This is a genomic window from Shewanella morhuae (genome assembly GCF_900156405.1).
GTDB classification, from domain to species: domain Bacteria; phylum Pseudomonadota; class Gammaproteobacteria; order Enterobacterales; family Shewanellaceae; genus Shewanella; species Shewanella morhuae.
In genome coordinates, this window is record NZ_FTNN01000001.1 from 500,179 (window position 1) to 524,476 (window position 24,298).

The 24,298-nt window shown below is 38.9% G+C and carries 20 protein-coding genes and 1 pseudogene; 17 read left to right on the plus strand and 4 right to left on the minus strand.

What is annotated here, in order from left to right; translation table 11 throughout:
* Window positions 1-7: 7 nt before the first annotated feature.
* Both BW947_RS02265 and BW947_RS02270 read right to left on the minus strand, forming a co-directional pair.
* Complete coding sequence (locus BW947_RS02265; protein ID WP_076496694.1) at window positions 8-316, minus strand: EscU/YscU/HrcU family type III secretion system export apparatus switch protein; 309 nt, start codon at window positions 314-316, stop codon at window positions 8-10.
* Window positions 317-371: 55 nt separating this feature from the next.
* A complete protein-coding gene (locus tag BW947_RS02270) occupies window positions 372-2,048 on the minus strand; it encodes a hypothetical protein (RefSeq protein WP_076496695.1) in 1,677 nt (558 codons plus the stop codon).
* 216 nt (window positions 2,049-2,264) lie between these two features.
* Between BW947_RS02270 and BW947_RS02275 the strand changes: the two genes are divergently transcribed.
* Both BW947_RS02275 and BW947_RS02280 read left to right on the plus strand, forming a co-directional pair.
* Complete coding sequence (locus tag BW947_RS02275) at window positions 2,265-3,047, plus strand: MlaA family lipoprotein (RefSeq protein ID WP_076496696.1); 783 nt, start codon at window positions 2,265-2,267, stop codon at window positions 3,045-3,047.
* Between the two features lie 126 nt (window positions 3,048-3,173).
* Window positions 3,174-4,277 (plus strand): response regulator, encoded by a 1,104-nt coding sequence (locus BW947_RS02280; RefSeq protein ID WP_076496697.1) that lies wholly within the window; start codon window positions 3,174-3,176, stop codon window positions 4,275-4,277.
* A gap of 111 nt (window positions 4,278-4,388) precedes the next feature.
* On the opposite strand, the gene BW947_RS02285 is transcribed toward BW947_RS02280, so the two are convergent.
* The gene (locus BW947_RS02285) at window positions 4,389-5,897 is read right to left on the minus strand and encodes a peptide MFS transporter (RefSeq protein WP_076496698.1); all 1,509 of its coding nucleotides are present in this window, start codon (window positions 5,895-5,897) and stop codon (window positions 4,389-4,391) included.
* A gap of 481 nt (window positions 5,898-6,378) precedes the next feature.
* Between BW947_RS02285 and rfaH the strand changes: the two genes are divergently transcribed.
* The 15 genes and pseudogenes from rfaH to BW947_RS02360 all read left to right on the plus strand — a co-directional run bounded on the left by rfaH (window position 6,379) and on the right by BW947_RS02360 (window position 23,965).
* A complete protein-coding gene (gene rfaH, locus BW947_RS02290) occupies window positions 6,379-6,885 on the plus strand; it encodes a transcription/translation regulatory transformer protein RfaH (protein WP_076496699.1) in 507 nt (168 codons plus the stop codon).
* 787 nt (window positions 6,886-7,672) lie between these two features.
* Window positions 7,673-10,417, plus strand: a complete 2,745-nt coding sequence (locus tag BW947_RS02295) for an SLBB domain-containing protein (RefSeq protein WP_076496700.1) — start codon at window positions 7,673-7,675, stop codon at window positions 10,415-10,417.
* 149 nt (window positions 10,418-10,566) lie between these two features.
* Window positions 10,567-11,528: pseudogene (locus tag BW947_RS02300) on the plus strand (Wzz/FepE/Etk N-terminal domain-containing protein).
* A gap of 219 nt (window positions 11,529-11,747) precedes the next feature.
* Window positions 11,748-12,812 (plus strand): dTDP-glucose 4,6-dehydratase, encoded by a 1,065-nt coding sequence (rfbB, locus tag BW947_RS02305; protein ID WP_076496701.1) that lies wholly within the window; start codon window positions 11,748-11,750, stop codon window positions 12,810-12,812.
* A gap of 76 nt (window positions 12,813-12,888) precedes the next feature.
* Entirely contained in the window at window positions 12,889-13,764 is an 876-nt protein-coding gene (gene rfbA / locus BW947_RS02310; RefSeq protein WP_076496702.1) for a glucose-1-phosphate thymidylyltransferase RfbA, read from the plus strand.
* 4 nt (window positions 13,765-13,768) lie between these two features.
* Window positions 13,769-15,199 (plus strand): lipopolysaccharide biosynthesis protein, encoded by a 1,431-nt coding sequence (locus BW947_RS02315; RefSeq protein WP_076496703.1) that lies wholly within the window; start codon window positions 13,769-13,771, stop codon window positions 15,197-15,199.
* A 48-nt stretch (window positions 15,200-15,247) separates the two neighbouring features.
* A complete protein-coding gene (vioA, locus tag BW947_RS02320) occupies window positions 15,248-16,357 on the plus strand; it encodes a dTDP-4-amino-4,6-dideoxy-D-glucose aminotransferase VioA (protein WP_076496704.1) in 1,110 nt (369 codons plus the stop codon).
* Between the two features lies 1 nt (window position 16,358).
* Complete coding sequence (locus tag BW947_RS02325) at window positions 16,359-16,919, plus strand: acyltransferase (RefSeq protein ID WP_076496705.1); 561 nt, start codon at window positions 16,359-16,361, stop codon at window positions 16,917-16,919.
* Window positions 16,920-16,949: 30 nt separating this feature from the next.
* Window positions 16,950-17,945: a glycosyltransferase gene (locus BW947_RS02330; protein WP_076496706.1), complete on the plus strand. Its 996-nt coding sequence runs from the start codon at window positions 16,950-16,952 to the stop codon at window positions 17,943-17,945.
* Complete coding sequence (gene wzy / locus BW947_RS02335; protein WP_076496707.1) at window positions 17,932-19,215, plus strand: oligosaccharide repeat unit polymerase; 1,284 nt, start codon at window positions 17,932-17,934, stop codon at window positions 19,213-19,215. The genes BW947_RS02330 and wzy overlap by 14 nt, the downstream gene beginning before the upstream one ends.
* Window positions 19,208-20,224 (plus strand): Stealth CR1 domain-containing protein, encoded by a 1,017-nt coding sequence (locus BW947_RS02340; RefSeq protein ID WP_076496708.1) that lies wholly within the window; start codon window positions 19,208-19,210, stop codon window positions 20,222-20,224. Before wzy ends, BW947_RS02340 begins: the two co-directional genes overlap by 8 nt.
* A 30-nt stretch (window positions 20,225-20,254) precedes the next feature.
* On the plus strand, window positions 20,255-21,292 hold the full coding sequence (locus BW947_RS02345; RefSeq protein ID WP_076496709.1) for a polysaccharide biosynthesis protein: 1,038 nt from the start codon (window positions 20,255-20,257) through the stop codon (window positions 21,290-21,292).
* A 2-nt stretch (window positions 21,293-21,294) separates the two neighbouring features.
* Complete coding sequence (locus BW947_RS02350) at window positions 21,295-22,176, plus strand: dTDP-4-dehydrorhamnose reductase family protein (RefSeq protein WP_076496710.1); 882 nt, start codon at window positions 21,295-21,297, stop codon at window positions 22,174-22,176.
* A complete protein-coding gene (gene wecB, locus BW947_RS02355; protein WP_076496711.1) occupies window positions 22,164-23,297 on the plus strand; it encodes a non-hydrolyzing UDP-N-acetylglucosamine 2-epimerase in 1,134 nt (377 codons plus the stop codon). Before BW947_RS02350 ends, wecB begins: the two co-directional genes overlap by 13 nt.
* Window positions 23,294-23,965, plus strand: a complete 672-nt coding sequence (locus tag BW947_RS02360; RefSeq protein ID WP_076496712.1) for a glycosyltransferase family 4 protein — start codon at window positions 23,294-23,296, stop codon at window positions 23,963-23,965. The genes wecB and BW947_RS02360 overlap by 4 nt, the downstream gene beginning before the upstream one ends.
* Here BW947_RS02360 and BW947_RS02365 read toward each other — a convergent pair.
* Window positions 23,958-24,298, minus strand: a 341-nt coding sequence (locus BW947_RS02365) for an integrase core domain-containing protein (RefSeq protein WP_143562184.1), incomplete at its 5' end; no start/stop codon positions are given. The two genes, BW947_RS02360 and BW947_RS02365, sit on opposite strands and share 8 nt — an antisense overlap.

The following is a 24,298-nucleotide window of genomic DNA, read 5'->3' on the forward strand; positions in this document are numbered from 1 at the left end:
TTAAGTATTAAGCTTGTTCTACGATTTTTTGATGCATATTATTCCATTGTTCGGGGAATTTACCATCTAGCATGTACACGAATGCGATGAGTTCAGCGATAAGAAGATAAAGCTCTTTGGGAATTTCCTCCCCTAATTCTAATAATTGTAAAAAACGGCTGAGGTGCGGGTCCTGATGGATAAAGACTCCGTTAGCTTTTGCTATTGCAATAATCTCATCTGCAATTAAACCTTCCCCAGTTGCTACAACTTTTGGTGCATTACGGCCATCGTAACTTAGCGCTACAGCTTGTTTGGGCTCATTGCTTTCGCTCATGTTTTAATCCTCATTTTTTATCCATCTCAACTAAACGTTAGTCATATTGTAATTGCTAGGCTTTTGTTTTTACTAAAAAATGATCGCCAGGGAGTAAAGTGGCAGGAACTTGTGCTATCTGAGTCGTCAGCTCGCCGGTGGTGAAACCTAGTTGTGTTAATTTCTGGCTTAAAGGTATTAAATAATTGCTTACTTTATCCAAAAGTATTTGATTATTACCTTGGAATTGAATATCCAACTTTTGCTCCTGGTGTTGCGCTGCAATCAGTAAAGGGCCTTGCGCTAGGTTAAATTTTAGTTGTAAGCGCCAACCTGATTTTTTTTCTGCATTATCTGGGTCGGTTCCCTGTTCAAACTTTCCCTCTAATTGTTCATGTCGTTGATTAATATTATAAGGTAATGCAAAAAACCATACTAAATTACCAGTAGTGTCTGTACTTGCCTGTGTGTATAAATGTAGGTTAGCAGCAAATTGTGCCATAGCTTCTAAACCGCCTGCTTTACCTAGTTGACCGAGTTGTTTAGTTGATAACCCAACTTTAGATTGTAATTGCTCTAGATAATCGGCTAGTTTTTTGCTCATTGATACTGAATTGTTATTCGCAGTAAAACCGAGAATCAGCTGAAATAGTGAACTAATTGCACTGGCATTTATAAAGGGAGAATTCGGGTTTATTTGTGAGGAAGCGAGGTTCAGACTCGCAAGCCCAAGAATATTAGTCTTGAGGAAATCTAAATCATTCAATTGGCTTAACGGCGGCAACCCTAAGTGCGGCATGTGCTTAAATAGCTCTGATGCTAGATTTGAGCGGCTATTAAAGTGTGATGCCTCTATAGGAAGCGCCCCTGTTTTATTGAAGGCTTTTTGTAAAACATCCACCACTTTTGTCGAAACATTTGCTTTAGCATCACTTCCTTGAGTTCCAACCCCTTTACCACTTAAACTTATATTATGAACTAACTTACCTACATCAATAGTATTTGCTTCTACTTTAGAGGTATTTTTTGTAGGATCCGATTTTGTTGGCTCAGATGAAGGCGGCAAAGCTTCAAGTTTTTTTAAGAAGGAAGCCATTATCTGCACGGGTTCTATTTTTGCGATAACAATATCAGATGGTAATTTATTTATGGGAATCTGAGTTTCATTTACTGGCGCACCAATGGCTATTTCAAGTTTGCCCTGTATTGGAGTGAGTAATAAAATGGGACGTCCTTGTTGTAAACTAATTTTTGCTAAGAATTCACCTTGCGTGAGTTGTGGTCCTGGATTTTGTGCTGCAACGGTGCCGTTGGTAAAGTGAAATTCTTTGTTAACGATAGTAACGTTGGGTAATGGATAGCCTTGGACACGGGCAGCAAGAGATTCAAGCAGTGCTGATGTAATTCCATTTTGCTGCGCCAAATTGATGATGGCATCTGGCACTTTAAGTACGATAGGGGGAGCCAATGCCAATAATTGATTGGTTGCGTTTAGTGCGGTAGGGGTGGAAGCTGAGCTGGCATTGGTATTTTGCATTAATAAAAATTGGCGTGTAGCCAACAGCGTTTGCCGTTGCTGAGCATTAACAAGCTTTAAATTATATTCTGTACCGTTTAGAATAATACTGTCTCCCTCGGGGGAAGTCTGTATCTGAACCGGAACAGGTCGTGAAGACGTATTTTGTGCATCAGTTTGAGCCACAGTCGCTTGTGGCTGTGCATTTAGATTGTTAGTAAGTGGTATCGACTCCATTTAATGACCTTTCATAGTGACACGACGATATATTCGTTTGATAAAATTAACAATTGACCAATTTTTTTTGCTCAGTATGCTTATGCGTTTTGTGATAAACAACTGCCATACTGATAGTACGCTATTAAGACGAATTATCTTTATATCGTCATTTTTATCTCGTCACTTTAGCTAAAACTGGGTGCCTAAGCTGTATATTTATATTAAGAGAGTGATATGAAGTTGAAATGGATGGGGTTATCTTTGGGATTAATACTGCTGCCTCAGGCGCATGCAGTAGGACAATCCACGCTTGCGACTACAGCACAAACAACTCCAACGGTGCAAATTACCTATGATGATCCCCGCGATCCATTTGAAGGCTTCAACCGTGCAATGTGGGATTTTAACTATTTGTATCTAGATAGGTATATTTATCGTCCCGTCGCTCATGGTTACAACGATTACATTCCTATGCCGGCTAAAACAGGCATTAATAATTTTGTGCAGAACCTTGAAGAACCAAGCAGTTTAGTTAATAACTTATTACAAGGAAAGCTAGGCTGGGCTGCAAATGCTGGTGGGCGCTTTACCGTTAACTCGACCGTTGGACTACTCGGTATTATTGATGTTGCGGATATGATGGGTATGAGCCGTAAACAAGACGAATTTAACGAAGTGCTTGGTTATTATGGTGTGCCCAATGGCCCATATTTTATGGCACCGTTTGCAGGACCCTACGTAGTGCGAGAACTCGCATCAGATTGGGTTGATGGACTATACTTTCCGTTATCGGAGTTAACCATGTGGCAAACCGTCGTAAAATGGGGGCTTAAAAACCTTCATTCCAGAGCATCGGCGATTGATCAAGAACGACTAGTCGATAACGCTCTTGACCCCTATGCCTTCGTTAAAGATGCATACTTACAACACATGGACTATAAGGTCTATGATGGTAATGTTCCTCAAAAACAAGATGATGATGAGTTACTCGAGCAATATATGCAGGAGCTTGAGTAGCGTTATTTGCCGTATTTGAGTGTGTTTCTTGATAGTAGCAAAGTATTTGCCTTATCTTTTTTAATGACTCTAACGGCAGCATGACTTGATTAACGACTATATACTGCATTTTATTCGGAAACCCTTATGGCGTTAAATGGTGTTGCGGTTTTGTTGGTTGAAGATGACCCAGTCTTTAGGCAGATAGTGACCCACTTCCTTGAAAAGCAAGGTGCGCAGGTCACGCAAGCTTGTGATGGTGAGCAAGGCGTGTCGTTTTTTAAATCGCAGCATTTTGATGTAGTTCTTGCTGACTTGAGTATGCCCAAACTTGGTGGGCTTGATATGCTAAAGGAAATGATAACATTAGCGCCTTTAGTCTGTTATATCGTGATTTCTGGTAATAATGTCATGGCCGATGTAGTTGAAGCATTACGGCTTGGCGCGAGTGATTATTTAGTTAAACCAGTCGCTGATTTATTTATTATCGAACAAGCCATTAAGCAAAACCTTCATCGCTCCCACATTGATGATATGTACGCGGCAGACTTTGATGCACTTTCTTTTCAAGAGTTGAGCAGTAACCTTGCAATGTTAGAACAAAGTGTTGCTGCAGCAAAGCAGGTTCAACAACAGCTTTTTCCTGCATCAAATATCAGTTACCCCGCGGCTAAAGTCGATTATAGTTTATATAAAAACAGTGATATAAGCAGTTACTTTATCGATTCATCCATGGTGGGGAGTCATCATCTCATCATGTATATGGCCCATTTATATCCTGAAGATAATCGAGCCGCCTTTGCTTGCGTTCTACTGAGAAGTTTTGTGAATCAGAAACTTAAAGATTTTCGTAGTGGGCAGAGTCAGGCCATTATCGAGCCATTTAATATGATGAGCTACTTGAATGAGCGATTAGTGAAATCGGGTCTCGATATTAAAGCGGATATGATTTATATCTCAATTGAACTGACAAAGTATCGAGCTGCGATTGCTCATGCGGGTAAGGGACTCCGTTGTTATTTACGTAATAGTGAAGGCCTAAGTCCGTTAGCGCTCTCAGAGAGCTCGCAGTTGGGTGTAGTCGATTGGGTCAAACCAAGCATTCAGTTCCGTAGTATTTTGCCACAAGAACAGCTATGTATTGCGACAAGTGAGCCAGAACATAGACAATTGTTGCTCGATGACCAATTTAAGGGATTGATTTATGATACTGATTTACCCGCTGGTGGTTTCTTGCAGTTGAGTTTTTAATGTATGCCTATCATTTCTACTTTATATTGAGTATCACTTCATATTTTTCAAAGTAATAAAAAACGCCTTACTCACAGTAAGGCGTTTTTGTTTTTGCAGTTGAGTAAAGTACTAGCGTTTAATTATCGCTTCATGCTCAGCTGTTACTGCTATTTCACTTTCTAATGCTTCGGCTTCTGTTTGATGCTTGCTTTCAGCACCGTGCATCCAATCGACTAACTTATCAGCCATAAAGTACAAGATTACGCCAGAAAGTGCAGCAGTGATTGCGATGCCAGAGAAAATTGCCATTGCATTTGCAAGTTGCTCCTCTTTTTCGCCGCCATGGCCAATAAACGAACCAACAACACCACCAATTTTGTTAGCTGCCGCAACGAAAAGGAACCAAGCTCCCATCATCAAAGAAGCAATACGCAGTGGGGCAAGCTTAGTGACCATAGATAAGCCGATGGGAGATAAACATAACTCACCCATAGTGTGGAAGAAATAAGCGCCTACCAACCACCACATGCTTGATTTAACTGAAGCATCACCGCCCATTTGCATTACAGCACCAATCATAAAAAGGAAACCGATGGCGAGTAAAAATAGCCCTAGTGCAAACTTAACAGGGGAGTTTGGCTCATTTTTGCCTAAGCGGATCCAAATAGAAGCAATCACTGGCGCGAATAATACAATAAAGATAGCGTTTAAAGATTGGAACCAAGTAGTCGGAACTTCAAAGGAGCCAACCATGCGGTCAGTGAATTCGTTAGTGAACAAATTCATTAAACCGCCAGCTTGCTCAAAACCCGCCCAGAAAATAATAGTAAATAAACCCATCACCATGATGACCTTAATACGATCACGCTCTACTTTAGTGAGTGGTTCCTTACGTTCTTCACCCTTTTCCTGTGCTTTTTGCTTTTCAAGCTTAGCTGCCGGCACTCTTCCTATATCGCCTAAATACTTTTGTGCGAACAAAAATTGAATGATTAATGAGAAAATCATTCCAACACCGGCACAGAAGAAACCTGCTTGCCAGTTATTAACAAAAACTTCCTCTCCATTAACGACAGAAGCATACCCGAAAGTGGTGTATGCCCAAGCCACGATGAAGCCGGACAGAGCTGCGCCTAGATTGATACCCATATAGAAAATAGTGAAAGCACCATCACGGCGGTGATCGCCTTCTTCGTATAGATCGCCAACCATTGTTGAAATATTGGGTTTGAATAGACCGTTACCAAGAATGAGTGTACCTAATCCTATATAGAATACGGTTGCTTCTAAACCGGGGATCCAGCTATGTGGCGCAGCAAGTAAAAACTGACCCGCGGCCATCAAGGCGCCACCAAAATAAATCGCTTTACGTTGACCCAGTACGTTATCTGCTAACCAACCGCCAATAAGTGGTGTTAAATAGACCAAACCTGTGAATGTGCCATAAAGCGATAAGGCTTCTGCTTGAGTCCAGCCTAGACCATGCCCGCCATCACTCTGAACTCTATCGACGAGGTACAGCACCAAAATGGCGCGCATTGCATAATAACTAAAACGTTCCCAAAGTTCTGTTGTAAACAGCAAGAACAATCCTTTTGGATGTCCAAGCATCGTTCCTTGTGGTTTTGCTACGCTCATGAAGTATTCTACCTTAAGCTCGTGATTGCCTGTGGGCCCCTGAAACAGGATGATGTCACCACAGAAAAATAATGATTACTCGCCCCAAATCGTCAGCGGTTTAATCGACAATCATTTAGCACGATAAACAATAGCATGCTCTGTAATTGTTGAATAACCGCTAGTTACGTATGGGTTATTGTTACTTTTTTATAGTAAAAGTAATTTTTTAGTTTTCAAATGTGTTGCTTCGCTAAAATCCCACCTTATATACCCCTTAAAAGCAACAAAAGTCAATTTTGGTAAGCACTAAGTGGTGACATTGTCGACAATTGAGTTATTCGAAAAAGTTAACACAGTTTTGCTAATGTAGAAGTGATTGTATGGATACTGAGCGAGAGATGTTAATTGACTAAAAACTACTTCCATGAGCTTAAACATCTTTGCTATGATTGCGCCCCGTGAATGGACGTCACTTAAAATAGGGCAGTGAGATTAGTATATGAAGGCATGGTATCTCTTGTATTGTAAGCCTCGTAGTGAAACGAGAGCACAACAAAACTTAGCACTTCAAAATTTAGAGACTTACTTACCTATGATCTCTGAAGAAAAATCTCAACGTGGGCGTAAACAAATCTGCCGCGTACCATTGTTCCCTAACTACCTATTCATCAATTTTGACCCAAGCCAGACAAGTGTTAGGCAGGTCCATTCTACTCGTGGTGTGAATCGCATCGTTAATTGTCGTGAACAAATGACACCTATTGACGATAGAGTTATCCATGCCATTCGCATGAAAGAGTTAACGCCTTCCCAAACCGTATTAGCCGATGAACCGGAGCTGAAAACGGGGGAGAAAATTCGTTTTAAAGATGGGCCTTTCATTGATTTAGAGGGTGTTTTTCAAGAAAAATGCCCTAATAAGCGTTGTCATATCCTTTTTAATATTATGGGCCAAGTCAAAATCGTTGCTGTGCCACAGCAAAGTGTAGAAAGAGTTTGTATTTAATTTATAGATATCGCGGTAAGAGATTTGCTAGTTTTTTTGTAAGACATTAGCTATTCTTAAGCTGCTCTTGACTTATTTTATGGAAGATAGATGATTGTCAATCACTTATTTAACAGTCGCTTGCAGCCTTGGTGCGCATAATTTGACTCGCCGGCAACTTAATTGGTTGAAATGTGAATGGCTAGGTATTCAGTAGAGTAATAAGTGCACAAAGTGAAGTGCATTTTTAGAGTAATATGCAGCTTTATTGATGCAATGTTAATTGTTAAGCGTATTTTTATAAGCTGATGGGGTATCACGCGCTAGCAGTTGGATATTAAACGCTACATTTTGCTACTATAACGATATGCAATTAGTGCTTTGTTTATGAAAAATAAGAATTTTCGCATCGCGAAGGGCAATTTAGAAGCCGCAATCTATGGGCGGTAGCGTGTCTGAAAGACATCGAATGAATAGTTTCATTCGTTAAGCGGACGCCGAAGGCCTCTGGCCGCCACGCGGATCGGTAGCGTGTCTTAAAGGCATGGATACATGACTAAATAGTGTCATTCGTTAAGCTGACGTCAAAAGCCACTACGTGGATAGTTAGCGTGTTTGAAAGCATTAGAATTACAGCTTGGCTCTATATACAAGAACCAAAATACAAGATCCAAAAATCTCGAACGTACAGTTGTCATATATGCGCACAAGCTTCAAATAAAAGATTATCCCGCCTTTAATTGCTCTGAGTATTTAGCTGAAGGCTTAACTTAACGTTTTGATTGAATTATATTAACGGAGATAACTGGTGTTACAACAAATCAAAAAAATCATCATAGTTGGCCTTAGTACGACCATATTGATGGGCACTCAGGCTCTGGCCGTCACGCCATCTCCGCAAATGATTGAGCAGTTCAAGCAATTACCTAAATCGGAACAAACAAGGCTCGCGAAGCAATATGGAATCGATCCAGCGATGCTTTCTGGATCTCAGGCACAAACTCAGCTTTCAAACCCAGAAGTGGTAGGGGCTCGAGATCAAATTGATAACGATAGCAAGACTGACAATCGTAAAAAAACGGCTAAATCAGAGTTCGATTTTTCTGAAGATAGCAGCAACATAAAATTGCGCCGTTTCGGCTACGAAATGTTCGCGGGTGAACCGAGTACCTTTGCACCAGTATCAGATGTGCCTGTGCCTAGTGAGTACCTTGTCGGTCCTGGGGACAATATTAAAGTCCAACTTTATGGCAAAGATAACAAAGAGTATGACTTAGTTATCAATCGTGACGGTGTTATACAGTTCCCAGAACTCGGGCCAATACCGGTTATGGGGCTTAGCTTTTCTGAGCTTCGAGATTCTTTATCCGAGCGAATTAAGCAACAGATGATTGGTATCGAGTCAAATATCACTATGGGTGAGTTGCGCTCAATCCGTATTTTTGTGGCGGGTGACGCTTATAAACCAGGTTCTTACACCGTTTCAAGCCTTTCAACTATTACTCAAGCCTTATTTGTTGCTGGCGGCGTTAATGAAATTGGCTCGCTACGAAATGTGCAACTTAAGCGTAATGGCAAGCTTGTAGGCACTTTAGACCTATATGATCTCCTTATGCGTGGTGATGCTTCGGGGGATTTAATGCTCCGTTCTGGGGATGTTGTGTTTATTCCCTCGATTGGTGGACTGGTTACCGTGACGGGCGAAGTTAGGCGACCAGCTATTTACGAGTTAAAACATAATGAAAATATGGCCGACGTTATTGCAATGGCCGCGGGGTTAAACGCCGGAGCCTATCCAAAAAGTAGCTCTATTGAACGATACAATAGCAATTCTTTGAAAACAGTTGTAAATGTGGATTTAACTACCGAGCAAGGCAAAGGTACACCAGCTAAAGCCGGCGATGTTGTTAAAGTGAAAAGTGCTTCAGAGCAATACGAAAGTGCCATCTCTATCGCCGGTGCTGTGGTTCGCCCTGGTAAATATCAATGGTTTGCGGGTCAAAAAATTAGTGATGTATTACCTTCGTTGTGGGGGGATTTAGCCGCCTCTGCCGATCTTGATTACGCGATTGTGATTCGCGAAGTCAATCAATATGGCGATATCGAAGTACATCAATTTTCTCCAGGAAAAGCCATCGGCGCTAGAGATAGCAGTCAAGACTTAAGTTTAAATGCTCGCGATAAAATCATTGTTTTTAACTTTTCAGATGATATTCAGAATCGTTATGAGTTAAACAAATTAGTAAAAGAACGGATTAAAAAGGTAACTTCGTTAAATACAAGTAGCTTTTTAGGTACTGATTTATTTAAAGCAGGATTTGTACAACTGGACAAAAGTAAATTAAAACAACGTTCAGATCTTGCGGGTGTAGTATTAACAGATAAAAAAGAAGCAGAAGAGGCTGAAGTCGTTAAAGGTGTTGTCAATAAAATGTTGGCTAATCTTTTTGACGACGTTGAGCTACTTAAACTCAGCGATCAAATGGGACGACAAGAGTTGCTGTATCCCGTAATGGTTAAATTAAATAGTCAAGGCCGCGCGGGTTCAGGGATTCAAATTGTTGCTATTGATGGTCAAGTCCGCGAACCTGGGGTATATCCTCTGACTGTGGGTGCTCGTGTTAATGATTTACTGATTGCCGCAGGCGGTTTAAAGGAGGGGGCTTATACTGCCAAAGCAGAATTAACCACCACCTCAACCGATATTAATGGCTCAAGTATTAGACATAATAATATTGATTTAACACAAGCTCTGCAGGGATTCGACGGTGCCAACATTCGTTTAACAGGGCGTGACATGTTAACTGTCATGACGACTCCGGATTGGCAAGAAACTAAAGTGGTCGAAATCCGAGGTGAGGTCAAATTTCCTGGACGTTATAACATTCGCCGCGGTGAAACATTAAATGATTTAATTACCCGGGTGGGAGGCTTTACTGATTATGCCTATCTACCATCAGCAGTGTTTGTGCGTGAATCTGTCCGTCAACAAGAACAAATAGAAATTAAAAAATTAGCCGATCAGTTGCGTCGCGACATAGCCACGCGTGGAGTATCTAAAGACGGTTCGGTTGTAAATTATGCCGATGCACAATTGATGTTAGCTGATTTAGAAAATATAAAAGCGGTAGGTCGTCTCGTTGTTGATTTGCCGGCGATTTCATTAGGGATTGAACAGGCTAATATTCAGCTTGAGGATGCAGATATTCTTTATGTCCCATCAACAAAGCAAACCATTGCGGTTATGGGTGAAGTTCAACATCCTGCAACGCATAGATTTAAAGATGGCCTGACTCTAGACCAGTATTTAGCAATGTCTGGCGGTGCACGTAAGCGCGCCGATGAAGATCGCACTTATGTTATCCAAGCTAATGGTTCGGTACTAATGCCAGGACGTTCAAGTTGGTTTAGTAGCGAAGATCAGTTACAGCCGGGTGACACTATAATTGTGCCTTTAGATACTGAATATAAAGATAATTTAAGCTTGTGGACGCAGATCACCGGTATTATCTACAATACCGCGGTTGCAGTATCTGTGATTGCTGGGCTGTAGTAGCAACGCAGCGTGGCTTTAGGAATGCGGCTTACGGATAACTGAACATTGCTTCTACTTTACTGAACTGTCTTCACCATCAAAGTGAGCTAAGTGTTCTGTTAACCGTTGACCGTATTAGAGAACTTAAATAACGAGATAAGTTTTAAATGCCTAATGAAATAAAAAAATATATGCAAGATGCAAAGTTTCCGTCGGAAGCACACAATGACGAAATCGACCTTCGTGAGCTTTTCTCAGTTATTTGGCAAGGGAAATGGTTGATTATTGCCATTACTACGGTATTTGCCATTGGTTCTGTGGTATTTGCGGTAATGCAACCTAATATTTATAAGTCTGAGGCATTGCTTGCTCCAGCCGCTGAGGAGCAGGGCGGTGGTTTAAGTGCGCTAGCGTCTCAGTTTGGTGGTTTAGCGAGCCTTGCTGGTGTTAATTTAGGCGGGAAAGGTGGTACAGATAAAACTCAGCTAGCAATAGAGGTATTAAAATCTCGTCAATTTACTAGTGAGTTTATACAAAGCATAATATTTTAGCTGACCTAATGGCGGCTAAAAAATGGAATCGAGAGCAAGATACTCTTATTTATAATGAAGATGATTACTCGGTTGAAACCAATACTTGGGTACGAGAAGTCGAGGCACCTCTGAAGCCGGAACCATCAATGCAAGAGGCTTATAAAGTTTTTAGCAAGATATTTACAGTTAATTCGGATAAAGAAACTGGCATGGTCACTCTAGCGGTTGAGCATATATCGCCGACAGTAGCCCAAAAATGGGTCGCTTGGTTGGTGCAAGATATCAATAAAGTCATGAAGGAACGCGATGTTGCTGAGGCGAATCGTAGTAGTGAGTTTTTAAATAAACAGATTGCGCTAACTAATGTCGCAGATATTAAAACAATTCTTTATAAACTCGTTGAAGAACAAGCTAAAACTATTATGTTCGCTGAGGTACGGGATGAATACGTATTTAAAACGATAGATCCAGCTTTAGTACCTGAAGAAAAGGCAAAACCTAAACGTGCATTAATTTGCGTATTAGGCACTATGCTCGGCGGTATGCTCGGCATCATGTTTGTATTAGTAAGGCATTTTGTTAGGAAAGGAGATTGAAACATCTCTAATTTTTTAAGGGCCTATTGGGACAGTTTTTAGAAAAACAGTAAAACCTAGGCTTTACGTGGGATGGCAAAGATACAGCTGTCTCAAAATGGATAAAAAGTGTCTCAGTCTGGTTTGGAAGGCTGAGAACAAAAAGTGTATATTTTCAATATTTGTCACTAAAAGATAACCCTTTATTGCAGGTTAACTTCATCGGATTTGGTAGTAGAAATGAAAATTTTAGTCACAGGTGGCGCTGGTTTTATCGGCTCTGCAGTTGTTCGTCATATCATCAATAACACTCAAGATAGCGTCGTTAATGTTGATAAATTAACTTATGCAGGTAATCTAGAGTCACTCATCAGTGTAGATAAAAATGAAAGATACGCTTTTGAGCAAGTTGATATATGTGACCGAGCTGAGTTAGATAGAGTTTTTAATAAGTACCAACCTGATGCGGTAATGCATTTGGCGGCAGAGTCTCATGTTGACCGTTCTATTACAGGTCCAAGTGATTTTATTCAAACCAATATTGTTGGCACTTATACGTTACTTGAATCGACTCGCGAGTATTGGAATGGTTTATCTGAGCAAGCAAAGAAAGCGTTTCGTTTCCATCATATCTCCACTGATGAAGTGTATGGTGATTTGCCGCATCCAGATGAACAAGACGGTGAGCTGCCATTATTTACTGAAAATACGTCTTATGCGCCAAGCAGCCCTTATTCAGCATCAAAAGCAGCAAGCGATCATTTAGTTAGAGCGTGGTTACGCACTTATGGTTTGCCTACTGTGGTGACTAACTGCTCGAATAACTACGGCCCGAATCATTTCCCTGAAAAGTTAATCCCGCTAGTGATTCTTAATGCACTAGAAGGTAAGCCATTACCTATTTACGGTAAAGGCGATCAAATTCGCGATTGGCTTTTCGTTGAAGATCATGCACGTGCCCTCTACAAAGTAGTCACCGTAGGGAATGTTGGAGAGACATACAATATAGGTGGACATAACGAGAAACAGAATCTCGAAGTCGTACAAACTATTTGCAGTATTTTGGATACACTCGTGCCTAAAGCCATGTCTTACGCAAATCAAATTACCTACGTCACTGATAGACCCGGCCATGATCGCCGCTATGCTATTGATGCATCTAAAATGAGCCATGAGCTTAATTGGCAACCTCTTGAAACCTTCGAAACTGGCCTACGTAAAACCATTGAATGGTATTTAGCGAATCAAGAGTGGTGTCAGCATGTCCAAGATGGTAGCTATCAGCGAGAGCGTTTAGGCATTTAATCTCTTTTATTATTTTGTTTTATGTCCTAGTTTTGCTTTAAACCTAGGGCCTATTTATCTAGGAACTGATTTTAATATGAAAGGAATTATTCTCGCGGGTGGTTCAGGCACTCGTTTATACCCTATAACTATGGGCGTTTCTAAGCAGTTGCTGCCAGTTTACGACAAACCCATGATTTATTATCCGCTGTCGGTGTTAATGCTCGCGGGTATTAAGGATATTTTGATTATCACTACCCCAGAAGATAGCGATAGTTTTAAGCGTCTACTCGGTGACGGCTCCCAATTTGGTATTACACTCGAATATGCTCTCCAGCCAAGCCCAGATGGCTTAGCGCAGGCATTTATTATTGGTGAAGAATTTATTGGTGGTTCCAGTGTTTGTTTGGTTCTTGGTGATAATATTTTTTATGGGCAGGGCTTTAGTGCCAAGCTGAAAAAAGCGGTTGATAAAGCTCAGACAGGTGAAGGAGCGACCGTTTTTGGTTACCAAGTTAAAGATCCTGAACGTTTTGGAGTTGTAGAGTTTGATCAGGATCAAAAAGCCATCTCTATAGAGGAAAAACCTGTAAATCCAAAAAGTCATTATGCGGTCACAGGTCTTTATTTTTACCCTAATGATGTTGTTCAATTGGCAAAGCGAGTTAAGCCATCCGAGCGTGGCGAACTTGAAATTACAACTCTAAATGACATGTATCTTAAAAAAGGTCAATTGCATGTTGAAATGCTTGGTCGTGGCTTTGCTTGGCTTGATACTGGGACACATGAAAGTTTGTTAGAGGCTGCACAATTTGTTGAAACGCTTGAAAAACGCCAAGGATACAAGATTGCTTGCTTAGAAGAAATCGCATATCTACAAGGCTGGCTAGGCCTAACTGAGCTGATGGCCCGCGGAAAATTAATGAGCAAAAATAGCTACGGTCAATATTTATTAACCTTGAGCAAACCTTAACTATATGCAGGATCTCACAAGTAAAGCGAAAAAGGGGTTGCTGTGGAGCGCTATTGAACGCTTTTTAACACAAGGCATTCAGCTGGCTATTACCCTTATGCTGGCTAGATTACTTGGACCAACTGCCTTTGGTTTAGTGGGAATGTTAGCTGTATTTATTGCCATTTCGAATGTCTTTGTTGATAGTGGATTTACTTCAGCATTGATTCGTAAGACCGATCGCTGTGACAGCGATTTAGTTACTGCGTTTTACTATAACATTCTAATTTCTAGCCTCTGTTACCTTGCACTTTATTTCAGCGCTCCCTATATTGCTGAATTTTACCAACAGACTGAACTGCAATCTTTATTACGGGTGTTAGGTGTGACTGTGTTAGTCAATGCCTTTACCTTGATCCCAAGAGTTATACTGACAGTGGCGATGGATTTTAAAACCCAAGCTAAAATCTCGATCATCAGTGTGTTAATCAGTGGTTCAGTCGCCATGATTTTGGCAATAAATGGCTATGGAGTCTGGACATTGGTCGTGCAAACTTTGCTTACCGCAATCTGCACCACTTTATTGTTTAATATGTTTGCACCTTGGCGGCCACAGGGGAAAATGACTAAAGAGGCTTTTAGTTATTTATTCGGCTTTGGTAGCAAATTATTGCTATCTGGTTTATTGGATGTTATCTACAACAACTTGTATCAAATTATTATTGGTAAAAAGTTTTCTCCAGCAGTAGTGGGGCAGTTTACTCAAGCAAATCAACTGGCCAGCGTTCTTGCAATGACTATGACAGGAATTATTCAGCGGGTAACTTACCCTATGTTTAGCCAGTTACAAGATGATGAAGCGAAAATGGAGAACGCCTATCGCTTAACTCTGAAAATGGCTGCAGTAGTGATCTTTCCGCTTATCATTGGCTTGGGGCTTATTGCGCAGCCGTTATTAACGGCGTTATTGGGAGTGCAATGGCAGGCTGCAGCCAGTTTACTTAGTGTGTTATGCTTTGGTTATATGCTTTATCCTGTTCATGCAATTAACTTAAATTTACTACAAGTGAAAGGCCGTAGTGATTTGTTTTTAAAGTTAGAAGTATTTAAAAAAATCATCGGTGTAACAATATTATTTATCACTATTCCATTTGGCGTTTTAGCCATGTGTATAGGACTCAGTGTAACCTCTTATTTGGCACTGCTACTTAATACCTATTATACAGCCAAGCTCACTAGAATTAGCCAATGGCAGCAGTGTAAGGATTTACTTCCTATTTGGTGCTCAGTTATTGTTTTCGCTGCTTTGGGATATTGGGCTGGCTCCTATTTACAAACAATCCTCTGGTTGCAAATGCTTGTGAACATATCAGTTGCTTTAAGTTGTTATGCACTCTATCTACGGTTGACACAAAAGCTGTTGTTGTCACAGATCCGCTCCGTGTTACATCGTTAAATTTTTAATCATCTATTTATCTAATTTAATTTTTTATTGGAACATTACATGAGCAACAAAAACATCCCGGTTACTCAGCCTTTTTTGCCTGAATTAAGTGAGTTTATTCCGTATTTAGAAAAAATTTGGAACAATCGTTGGTTGACTAATAATGGTCCCTTTCATCAGCAGCTTGAGGCTGAACTTTGTAAATATTTAGGCGTTGAGCATGTATCACTGTTTAATAACGCCACGATTGCATTAATCACCGCCTTGCAAGCCATGCGCATCAGCGGAGAGGTCATTACAACACCTTATTCTTTTGTTGCAACCAGTCATTCTATTATGTGGAATGGTTTAGAGCCGGTGTTTGTTGATGTAGATCCTGCTACATTTAATATTGATCCCGCTAAAATTGAAGCCGCTATCACACCTCGTACTACCGCAATTATGCCAGTGCATTGTTATTCCAATCCCTGTGATGTGGAGGCGATTCAAGAGATTGCAGATAACTACGGCCTTAAAGTGATTTATGATGCAGCCCATGCCTTTGGCGTGAATTATAAGGGAGAGAGCCTACTTAAATGGGGCGATCTTTCAATTTTAAGTTTCCACGCAACTAAAGTATTTAATACCTTTGAAGGTGGTGCGGTCATCAGCCCAGACGCTAAAACCAAGCAGCGTATAGATCACCTAAAAAACTTTGGTATTGAAGACGAACTCACTGTGACTGCGCCTGGAATTAACGGCAAGATGAGCGAGATCAACGCCGCTTTTGGCTTGGTACAGCTTAAGCATATTCAGCAAGCCATGGAGCAGCGTCAAGCTGTAGATAATCGTTACCGTTCAATGCTAGCTGATATAAAAGGTATTAGCCTCTATCAACATAATCAATATGCTAACTGCAACTATTCCTACTTTCCTATTTTAGTTGAGCCAGATTATCCACTTACCCGTGATGAGTTATATGAGAAATTAAAAGAAAATAATATTTTATCACGCCGCTATTTTTACCCATTGATTAGTAATATGCCTATGTATCGCGGCTTATCGAGTTCCTCAATCACTCAGCTACCCTGTGCAAATGCTTTAGCAGATAAAGTGCTTTGTTTACCAATATTCCATGAGCTTATATCGGAAGATCAAAACTATATTATTCGTCTGATTAAGGAGAGTTAAAGTGGCGTTTCTTACAGAGCGGCAATTAAATGAAATGGGCTTTGCTGCACTGGGAAACAATGTGCTGATTTCTGACAAAGCCTCTATTTATGGTGCCAACCGTATTAAGATTGGCAATAATGTTCGTATCGATGATTTTTGTGTTTTGTCGGCGGGTGAAGGAGGGATTGATATTGGTAACTATATCCATATAGCTGTTTATTGCTCATTAATTGGTGCAGGTAAAATTATCCTAGCTGATTTTTCTAATATATCATCTAAAGTTGCGATTTATTCAAGTAATGATGATTATAGTGGCGAGTTTATGACAAATCCAATGGTGCCTACAAAATATACGAATGTTACTAGTGCTGATGTTAAAATAAATAAACATGTGATAGTAGGAGCTGGTTCAGTAGTTTTACCTGGTGTTACATTAAATGAAGGGGTTGCTGTTGGTTCACTTTCTTTGGTGGACAAGGATTGTGATGCATTTTATATATATGTTGGTGTTCCAGCAAAAAAATTAAAAAAGAGAAAGAGAAATTTATTAGATTCAAGTTTTTATCGACAGAATATATAGGTATTTTTAAATTTTAAGATGGTAAAAACAATGACTGTTATTAATGACTGTGCGGTAAGTGTCCTTTGTACAACTTATAATCAAAAAAAATATATAGCGAAAACACTTGAATCATTTGTTTCCCAAAATGTTAGTTTCAAATATGAAGTTATAGTCCATGATGATTGCTCGAATGATGGTACATCTGAAATTATTGATGAATATAGAATTAAGTACCCTAATTTGATTAAGCATATTTTGCCTAAACAGAATTTATATTCAAAGGGAATTAATGTCCCTTTGATAAATGCACTTAATTATTGCAACGGCACATATATAGCTTTTTGTGAAGGGGATGATTATTGGTGCTCAAATAATAAGTTACAAACCCAATATGATGTTTTGCAATCGTTCGATATGATAGACCTATGCTTTTCTAAAGCAAATGTTTGTAGTGAAAATGGTTTGATTATAGGTACTATCTGCGATTATGGTTCTGAGATTAAAATCATTTCTTTTAAAGATGTCCTATATGGAGGAGGAGGTGCCATGCCTTCTCCTTCTTTATTTTTTAGAAAAAAAATCCTTGACAATGTGATTGATTGGTTATCATTTGCCCCTGTTGGTGATATTTTTATTCAAGGTCTAGGCGCTAAAAATGGAGGTGCAATATATATTCCAATGTTATCTAGTGTATATAGGGCTAACTCTAATGGTTCATGGAGTGAATCAAAAATGAATGTAAATCCGAGGATGATTTCTAGAGGATACTTTGGATATATGCAAGCTTATAAAAGAATGGTTGGGGTTAATGGAGGGGAGGATGTTACCTTAGTTAATTATCCACTAGCAAGGGAGTTATATTATTTGGCTACCAAAGCAATTAGAAAAAAAATGTATGGCAGATCTAAGGTTTTAATTTTAAAAAGTTGGAGTTTACACCCTGAATTAAGTATAGGCCAGAAAGTTTTCTATTTGATGAGAGATTATCTTTTTTTTCTGAATTTAATTTTTTCTTTAAAAGACTTTTTCGATGAAAGAAAATAAAATACATAGAAATATACTTTTATTTGTATATATATTTTTTAACGCTGCCTACGTTTTTATATACGCTTTAGATGGTCATCTTGGTGGTGACCTTTCTAGTTTAAGTTGGCATTCAAATTTAGAAATTTTATTTTTCTCATTTTTTCTAGTTTTGATCAGCATCATTTTTTTTAATATAGGGGTTTTTACTTTTGTTAATAAAGTAAATATAGGAAAAAGAGGGCTGATACATCAAATACCTCCAAGTATGACATTGCACGTATTATTTTTTTTTATTTTTATTTTCTATATTTTCTCTATATCTAAGGGGTTGGGTGTTAATGGTGTTGCTGATGAAAATGTAAAAAATGTTGGTTCAGTTTTTAAATATACTTTCTTTTTATTACAGCCTCACTTTCTTTTGTTAATTTATATATTTTGTTTTGCGGGTATAAGAAATTTTCTTTATAAAATTATTGTAGTGGGTTATTTTTTATCTCCTTTAATTACAGGTGCAATGTCAACTTATATTTTGTTGTTGCCATATTTTGTTTTGTGTCATAAGTCAGGTGTTAATAACGCAAGGTTTAATTATCTTGTTTTGTTTTTTGTTGTTTTGGGTTTTGTTCTTGCTCCTTTGTTAAGGATTGCAAAGTTTGTAGCTCTATCTCTAGTATTGACTAATTTTAATAGTTCTTTCGAGTCAGTTAATTTTGTAGATAAAATAAGCTCTATACTCATAAGTATGGTTGGTGATGAAGGATTTCTGGGATTATATTTTGATTTCGCTATACATACATTTGAAAGATTTCAAGTTGTAGCTAATATACAGTATTTGATTGATAACTCAATTATGTTCGAAAGCTTTTATTATGATTTTTTTAGAACGCACTCAATAATAAACTTTACTTATCAGTTATTTTGTAACGTTAATGAATCTGCACTATGGATTGAGTCTGTTGTTGCAAATAAAATTAATCCTGATATTAGCTGGAATGTGCACGTTAGCTTTTGGGGGCGTATGATTGTGTCAGGTGTAGATTCATTATTTATCTATATATTTATTGTATTTTTAGTTTTAACTTCTGTTTTTTTATCAAAAAAAATTAGTCCAAACTTAAATGAGTTAACTTGGTGCTATGTTCTTTTATTTGTTATTCATGGATGGTTTCTGGCGTTTTTCTTATTTGTTCAGACAGTTTTTATGTTTATTTTTTTACTTTATCTGGTTCGTTTTTTTCATATTTTTTTTATTTATGTTTCTAATTCTAAGGTGAGACTTAATGGATAGTGATAAAAATGATAATGTCGACATTATTATATATTGGGTAGACGGCAGTGACCCTGAATGGCTCAATCAATATAGTAAGTATAAAGCAATGCCTCCAAAACGATTTAGAGATCTATCTACATTAAAATATGTTTTTAGGGGATTTGATAAGTTTTTTCCATGGGTAAGGCATATTCATTTTATTACTAGTGGTCATTTACCTTCATGGCTTAATTTATCAAATCCAAGATTAAAATTTCACACGCATGAAAATATATTTATATATCCTGATGCGTTGCCAGTTTTTAATTCATCAGCAATAGAAATTAATTTTGCAAATATTGATGGGTTGGCTGAAAAGTTCATATTGTTCAATGACGATATGCTTGTTCTGAATCCTGTTGATATAGAGCGATTCTTTATCAATAATCTTCCAGTTGATTATCTTAAACTGTCATATCCGAGGCAAGGTTTTATATATAGTAAATTGAAACCACAGAATTATCTTGCTGCTCAGTTTATTATGAATGCTTATAAATATATAGGGCCATTGCGGGTCTTGGAACTTGATATAAAAAATATCTTCTCTAAAAACTATAGTATGATTACTAATGTGAATAATTTGCTTTACTTTTTGTTACTAAAAGTTATGTGGTTAGATATATATCATCAACCTCAACCACACCTTAAATCAACCTGGCTTAAGTTCATCGGTGATAATAAAGATGGTGTAATAAAAAATACCGTATATTCGAAGTTTAGATCTCCAAACGATATCAATCAGTATTTGTTTCGTTTTATTAATTTACTGTCTGGTCGGTTCTACCCAAAACAATTCCGTGATCATCTCTCTATTTATGTAAAAAATGAGCTTGACATTGATAAGGTTTTCCAATTAAGAAAATTGCCAACTTTTCTATGTATTTGTGAAGAAGAGTCAATTGATGATCATAAGTTCGAAAAGTTGAAAATCGCATTAAGTAATAACTTACTTCGAATCTTTCCTGAAAAAAGCAGTTTCGAGAAATGATTTATTTCCATTTTTATTAAGAGGTGATTTATGTTTGAAAGTAAAATTTTACTGATAACCGGCGGCACAGGATCTTTTGGTAATGCAGTACTGCGTCGTTTTTTAAATACTGATATAAATGAAATTCGCATTTTTTCCCGTGATGAGAAAAAACAAGATGATATGCGTAAGCATTTTCAATCGGATAAATTAAAGTTTTATATTGGTGATGTACGCGACTACCAAAGTGTCGCCAATGCTATGCGTGGAGTGGATTATGTTTACCATGCAGCAGCGTTAAAGCAAGTCCCTTCTTGTGAGTTTTATCCGTTGGAAGCGGTAAAAACCAATGTGTTGGGTACTGAAAATGTATTAGAAGCCGCAATCAACCATAAGGTTGAACGTGTGGTTTGTTTGAGTGCAGATAAAGCCGTGTATCCCATTAATGCCATGGGGATTTCGAAGGCAATGATGGAAAAGGTGATTGTGGCCAAGAGTCGTAATCTTGAACATACCAATACGACAATTTGTTGTACTCGTTATGGTAACGTTATGGCTTCTCGTGGTTCTGTGATCCCGTTGTTTATCCGCCAAGTTGTTAATGGCGATGCCATCACTATTACTGACCCGAATATGACTCGCTTTATGATGACCCTTGATGATGCTGTCGATTTGGTTTTACATGCCTTTGAGCAAGGTAAAAACGGCGATATCTTCGTACAAAAAGCACCAGCTGCGACCATTGATGTATTGGTAAAGGCGTTACTGGAGATCATGAATAAGCCCGAACATCCAGTGAATGTAATTGGTACACGCCATGGTGAAAAACAATTTGAAGCACTTTGTAGTCGCGAAGAAATGTTTGTTGCGCAGGAACAAGGTCAATATTATCGAGTGCCAGCAGATAATCGCGACCTTAATTATTCAAAGTATTTCGAACAAGGTGAGCAAGATCTGTCTAAGGTTGAAGATTATAATTCTCACAATACTGAACGTCTCGATGTTGAAGGAATGAAAACACTCCTTCGTAAGCTCGATTTTATTCGAGAAATTGAAGCAGGCAATATCATTGTGCCAGAAGGGGTATAACAGTGAATGTTTTGATCCTTGGGGCTACTGGGATGTTGGGGTACAGCCTGTTTAGCAATCTGGCAGATTATGCAGAGTTAACCGTAAAAGGTACTGTGCGTAGCATAAAAGGAAAGCAGGCTTTTTTTGAAAAGTATCAAGATAAGCTGTTACTAGGAATCGATGTAACGGATATTGCTAGCATTGAGCGGGCAATTATAGAAGCTAAACCTGATGTGGTGATCAACTGTATCGGGTTGATTAAGCAACATGATATTGCCAAACAGCATGTTGCTGCGATTGAAATTAATGCCTTACTCCCACATCAATTAGCCGCTTTGTGTGACCAATATAATGCTCGTTTGATCCATTTTTCTACCGATTGCGTGTTTGATGGCAAGCAAGGGATGTATCATGAAGCTGACTTGCCAACCGCCACGGATCTTTATGGCAAATCTAAGTGCTTGGGTGAGGTTAACTATGGTCGCCATCTAACCTTACGCACCTCCATTATTGGTCATGAACTGGATTCCGCAGCTAGCCTGGTTGATTGGTTTTTAAGCCAGCGCGGCGCTGTGAATGGGTTTTCCAAGGCTGTGTTTTCAGGTTTGCCGACTTGTTATATCGCCAAACTGTTGGCCGACAACATTCTCTACAAACCTGAGATCTGCGGGTTGTATCATCTGTCGGTCGAACCGATTGATAAGTACAGTTTAATCTCGTTAGTGGCTAACATTTATGGCAAAGAGATTGAGATTAATGAGTCTACCCAACTGGTGATTGACCGTTCACTTAATTCTGATTTATTGCGCCAAGCGATCGATTTTACTCCCCCAAGTTGGCCAGAGTTAATTGAATATATGCATAACGATTATTTAACAAGGTATGTCCCATGCAAAAACTAAAAGTGATGACTATTGTTGGCACTCGCCCTGAAATTATCCGTTTGTCTCGTACTATCGCCAAGCTGGACGAGTTTTGTGACCACACTTTGGTGCATACTGGGCAAAATTACGATTATGAGCTTAATCAAATCTTTTTTGATGACTTGGGTATTCGTGCGCCAGATGTGTTTTTAGAGTGTGCCGGTGGCAGCGCTGCCGAAACAATGGCGCAAGTAATTAGCAAATCCGATAAGGTCTTTGCCGATTTAAAGCCTGAAGCGCTTCTTATTCTAGGTGATACAAACAGTGCACTAGCGGCTATTTCGGCTAAGCGTAAAAAAATTCCAATTTTTCATATGGAGGCGGGTAACCGTTGCTTTGATTTACGTGTACCTGAAGAGATTAACCGCAAAATTGTTGATCATATTTCAGATGTAAATATGCCCTATAGCGATATAGCTCGCGAGTATCTGTTAAATGAAGGTATTAAGCCTGATTTAATCGTTAAAACTGGTAGCCCTATGGATGAGGTGCTGGCTTTTTATCAGGATAAAATAGCAGCTTCTGACGTACTCTCTCGCCTGTCATTGGATCAAAATGAATACTTTTTAGTGAGTGTGCATCGTGAAGAAAATGTCGATTCTGATAAAAATATCCATAGCTACGTGCAGGTGTTAAATGAGTTAGCTGAAAAATATCAGTATCCGATTATTGTTTCGACTCATCCCCGTACGCGCAAAAAAATTGATGCTTTAAATTTATCTTTCCACCCCTTAGTTAATTTATTAAAACCTCTCGGTTTTAGTGATTATGTTCGTCTGCAAATGGATGCCAAAGTGGTGCTAAGTGATAGTGGAACTATCACAGAAGAGTCCTCAATTTTAAATTTTCCAGCCGTTAATATTCGGGAGGCACAAGAACGTCCTGAGGGATTCGAAGAAGGTGCTGTAATGTTTACAGGTATGAGTGTCGAGCGAATATTACAAGCAATTGATATTCTTGAAAAGCAACCTCGAGGTGTTATTCGTTTGATTAATAAAGTACAGGATTATGTAGCTCCAAATGTTTCTGACAAGGTGTTACGTACAATTTTAAGTTATACAGATTACGTGAACCGAGTTATTTGGAGAAAATCACTTTGAAGTTAGCGCTTATCATTGATGATTATTTACCTGATAGCACAAGAGTGGCTGCGAAAATGTTTCACGAACTCGCAGTTGAGTTGATTACTAACGGTCATAATGTAACGGTAATTACTCCTTCTGTTAGTCAGGTTCCGTCATTTCTTGAAGAAGATATCGATGGCGTCAATGTCTGGCGCTTCCGTTCTGGGCCCATAAAAGATGTAGGCAAAGTGACCCGTGCCTTAAATGAAACCTTGCTTTCATTTAAGGCCTGGCAAGCCATCAAGCATAAAGTACAAAGTGATTCTTTTGATGGCGTTATTTACTATTCTCCTTCTATCTTTTTTGGCGGTTTAGTTTCAAAGATAAAGCAAGTATGTAAATGCCCATCATATTTAGTGTTGAGAGATCTGTTCCCACAATGGGTCGTTGATGCGGGCATGATTCGAGCTGGTTCCTTGATTGAGCGCTATTTTAGGTTTTTTGAGCACTATTCATATCGTCAAGCAGATGTAATTGGCCTGATGTCTGAAAAGAATATTGAGGTGTTTTGTCAGGCAAATAGTACTCGATACCCAACTGAAATTTTGCGAAATTGGGCGGCGTTAACGCCCTACTTTACTCAACGTGAGACTGTTTCATTACGAAGTAAACTGGGTCTTGAAGGCAATGAAGTGGTCAACTAAATTTGGCCACGGCTTTAGAATCTTCCCAAAATCTTCGCTCTGATTCATTTGGGCTTAATCCTGCATTGTAATGATGTGGCCTGACTTGGCTGTAATAACCAATAATATAATCAGTCACATCTTGTTTAGCTTCCACAAAACCCTTATAGCCTTGCGTTGGCACCCATTCCGTTTTTAAACTTCTGAAAAATCGCTCCATTGGCGCATTATCCCAGCAGTTACCTCGGCGGCTCATGCTCTGAGTTATTTGATATTTCCACAGCCGTTGACGGTATTTAAGGCTAGTGTAATGACTGCCTTGGTCTGAGTGAAATATCAGGTTTTTAGGCTTAC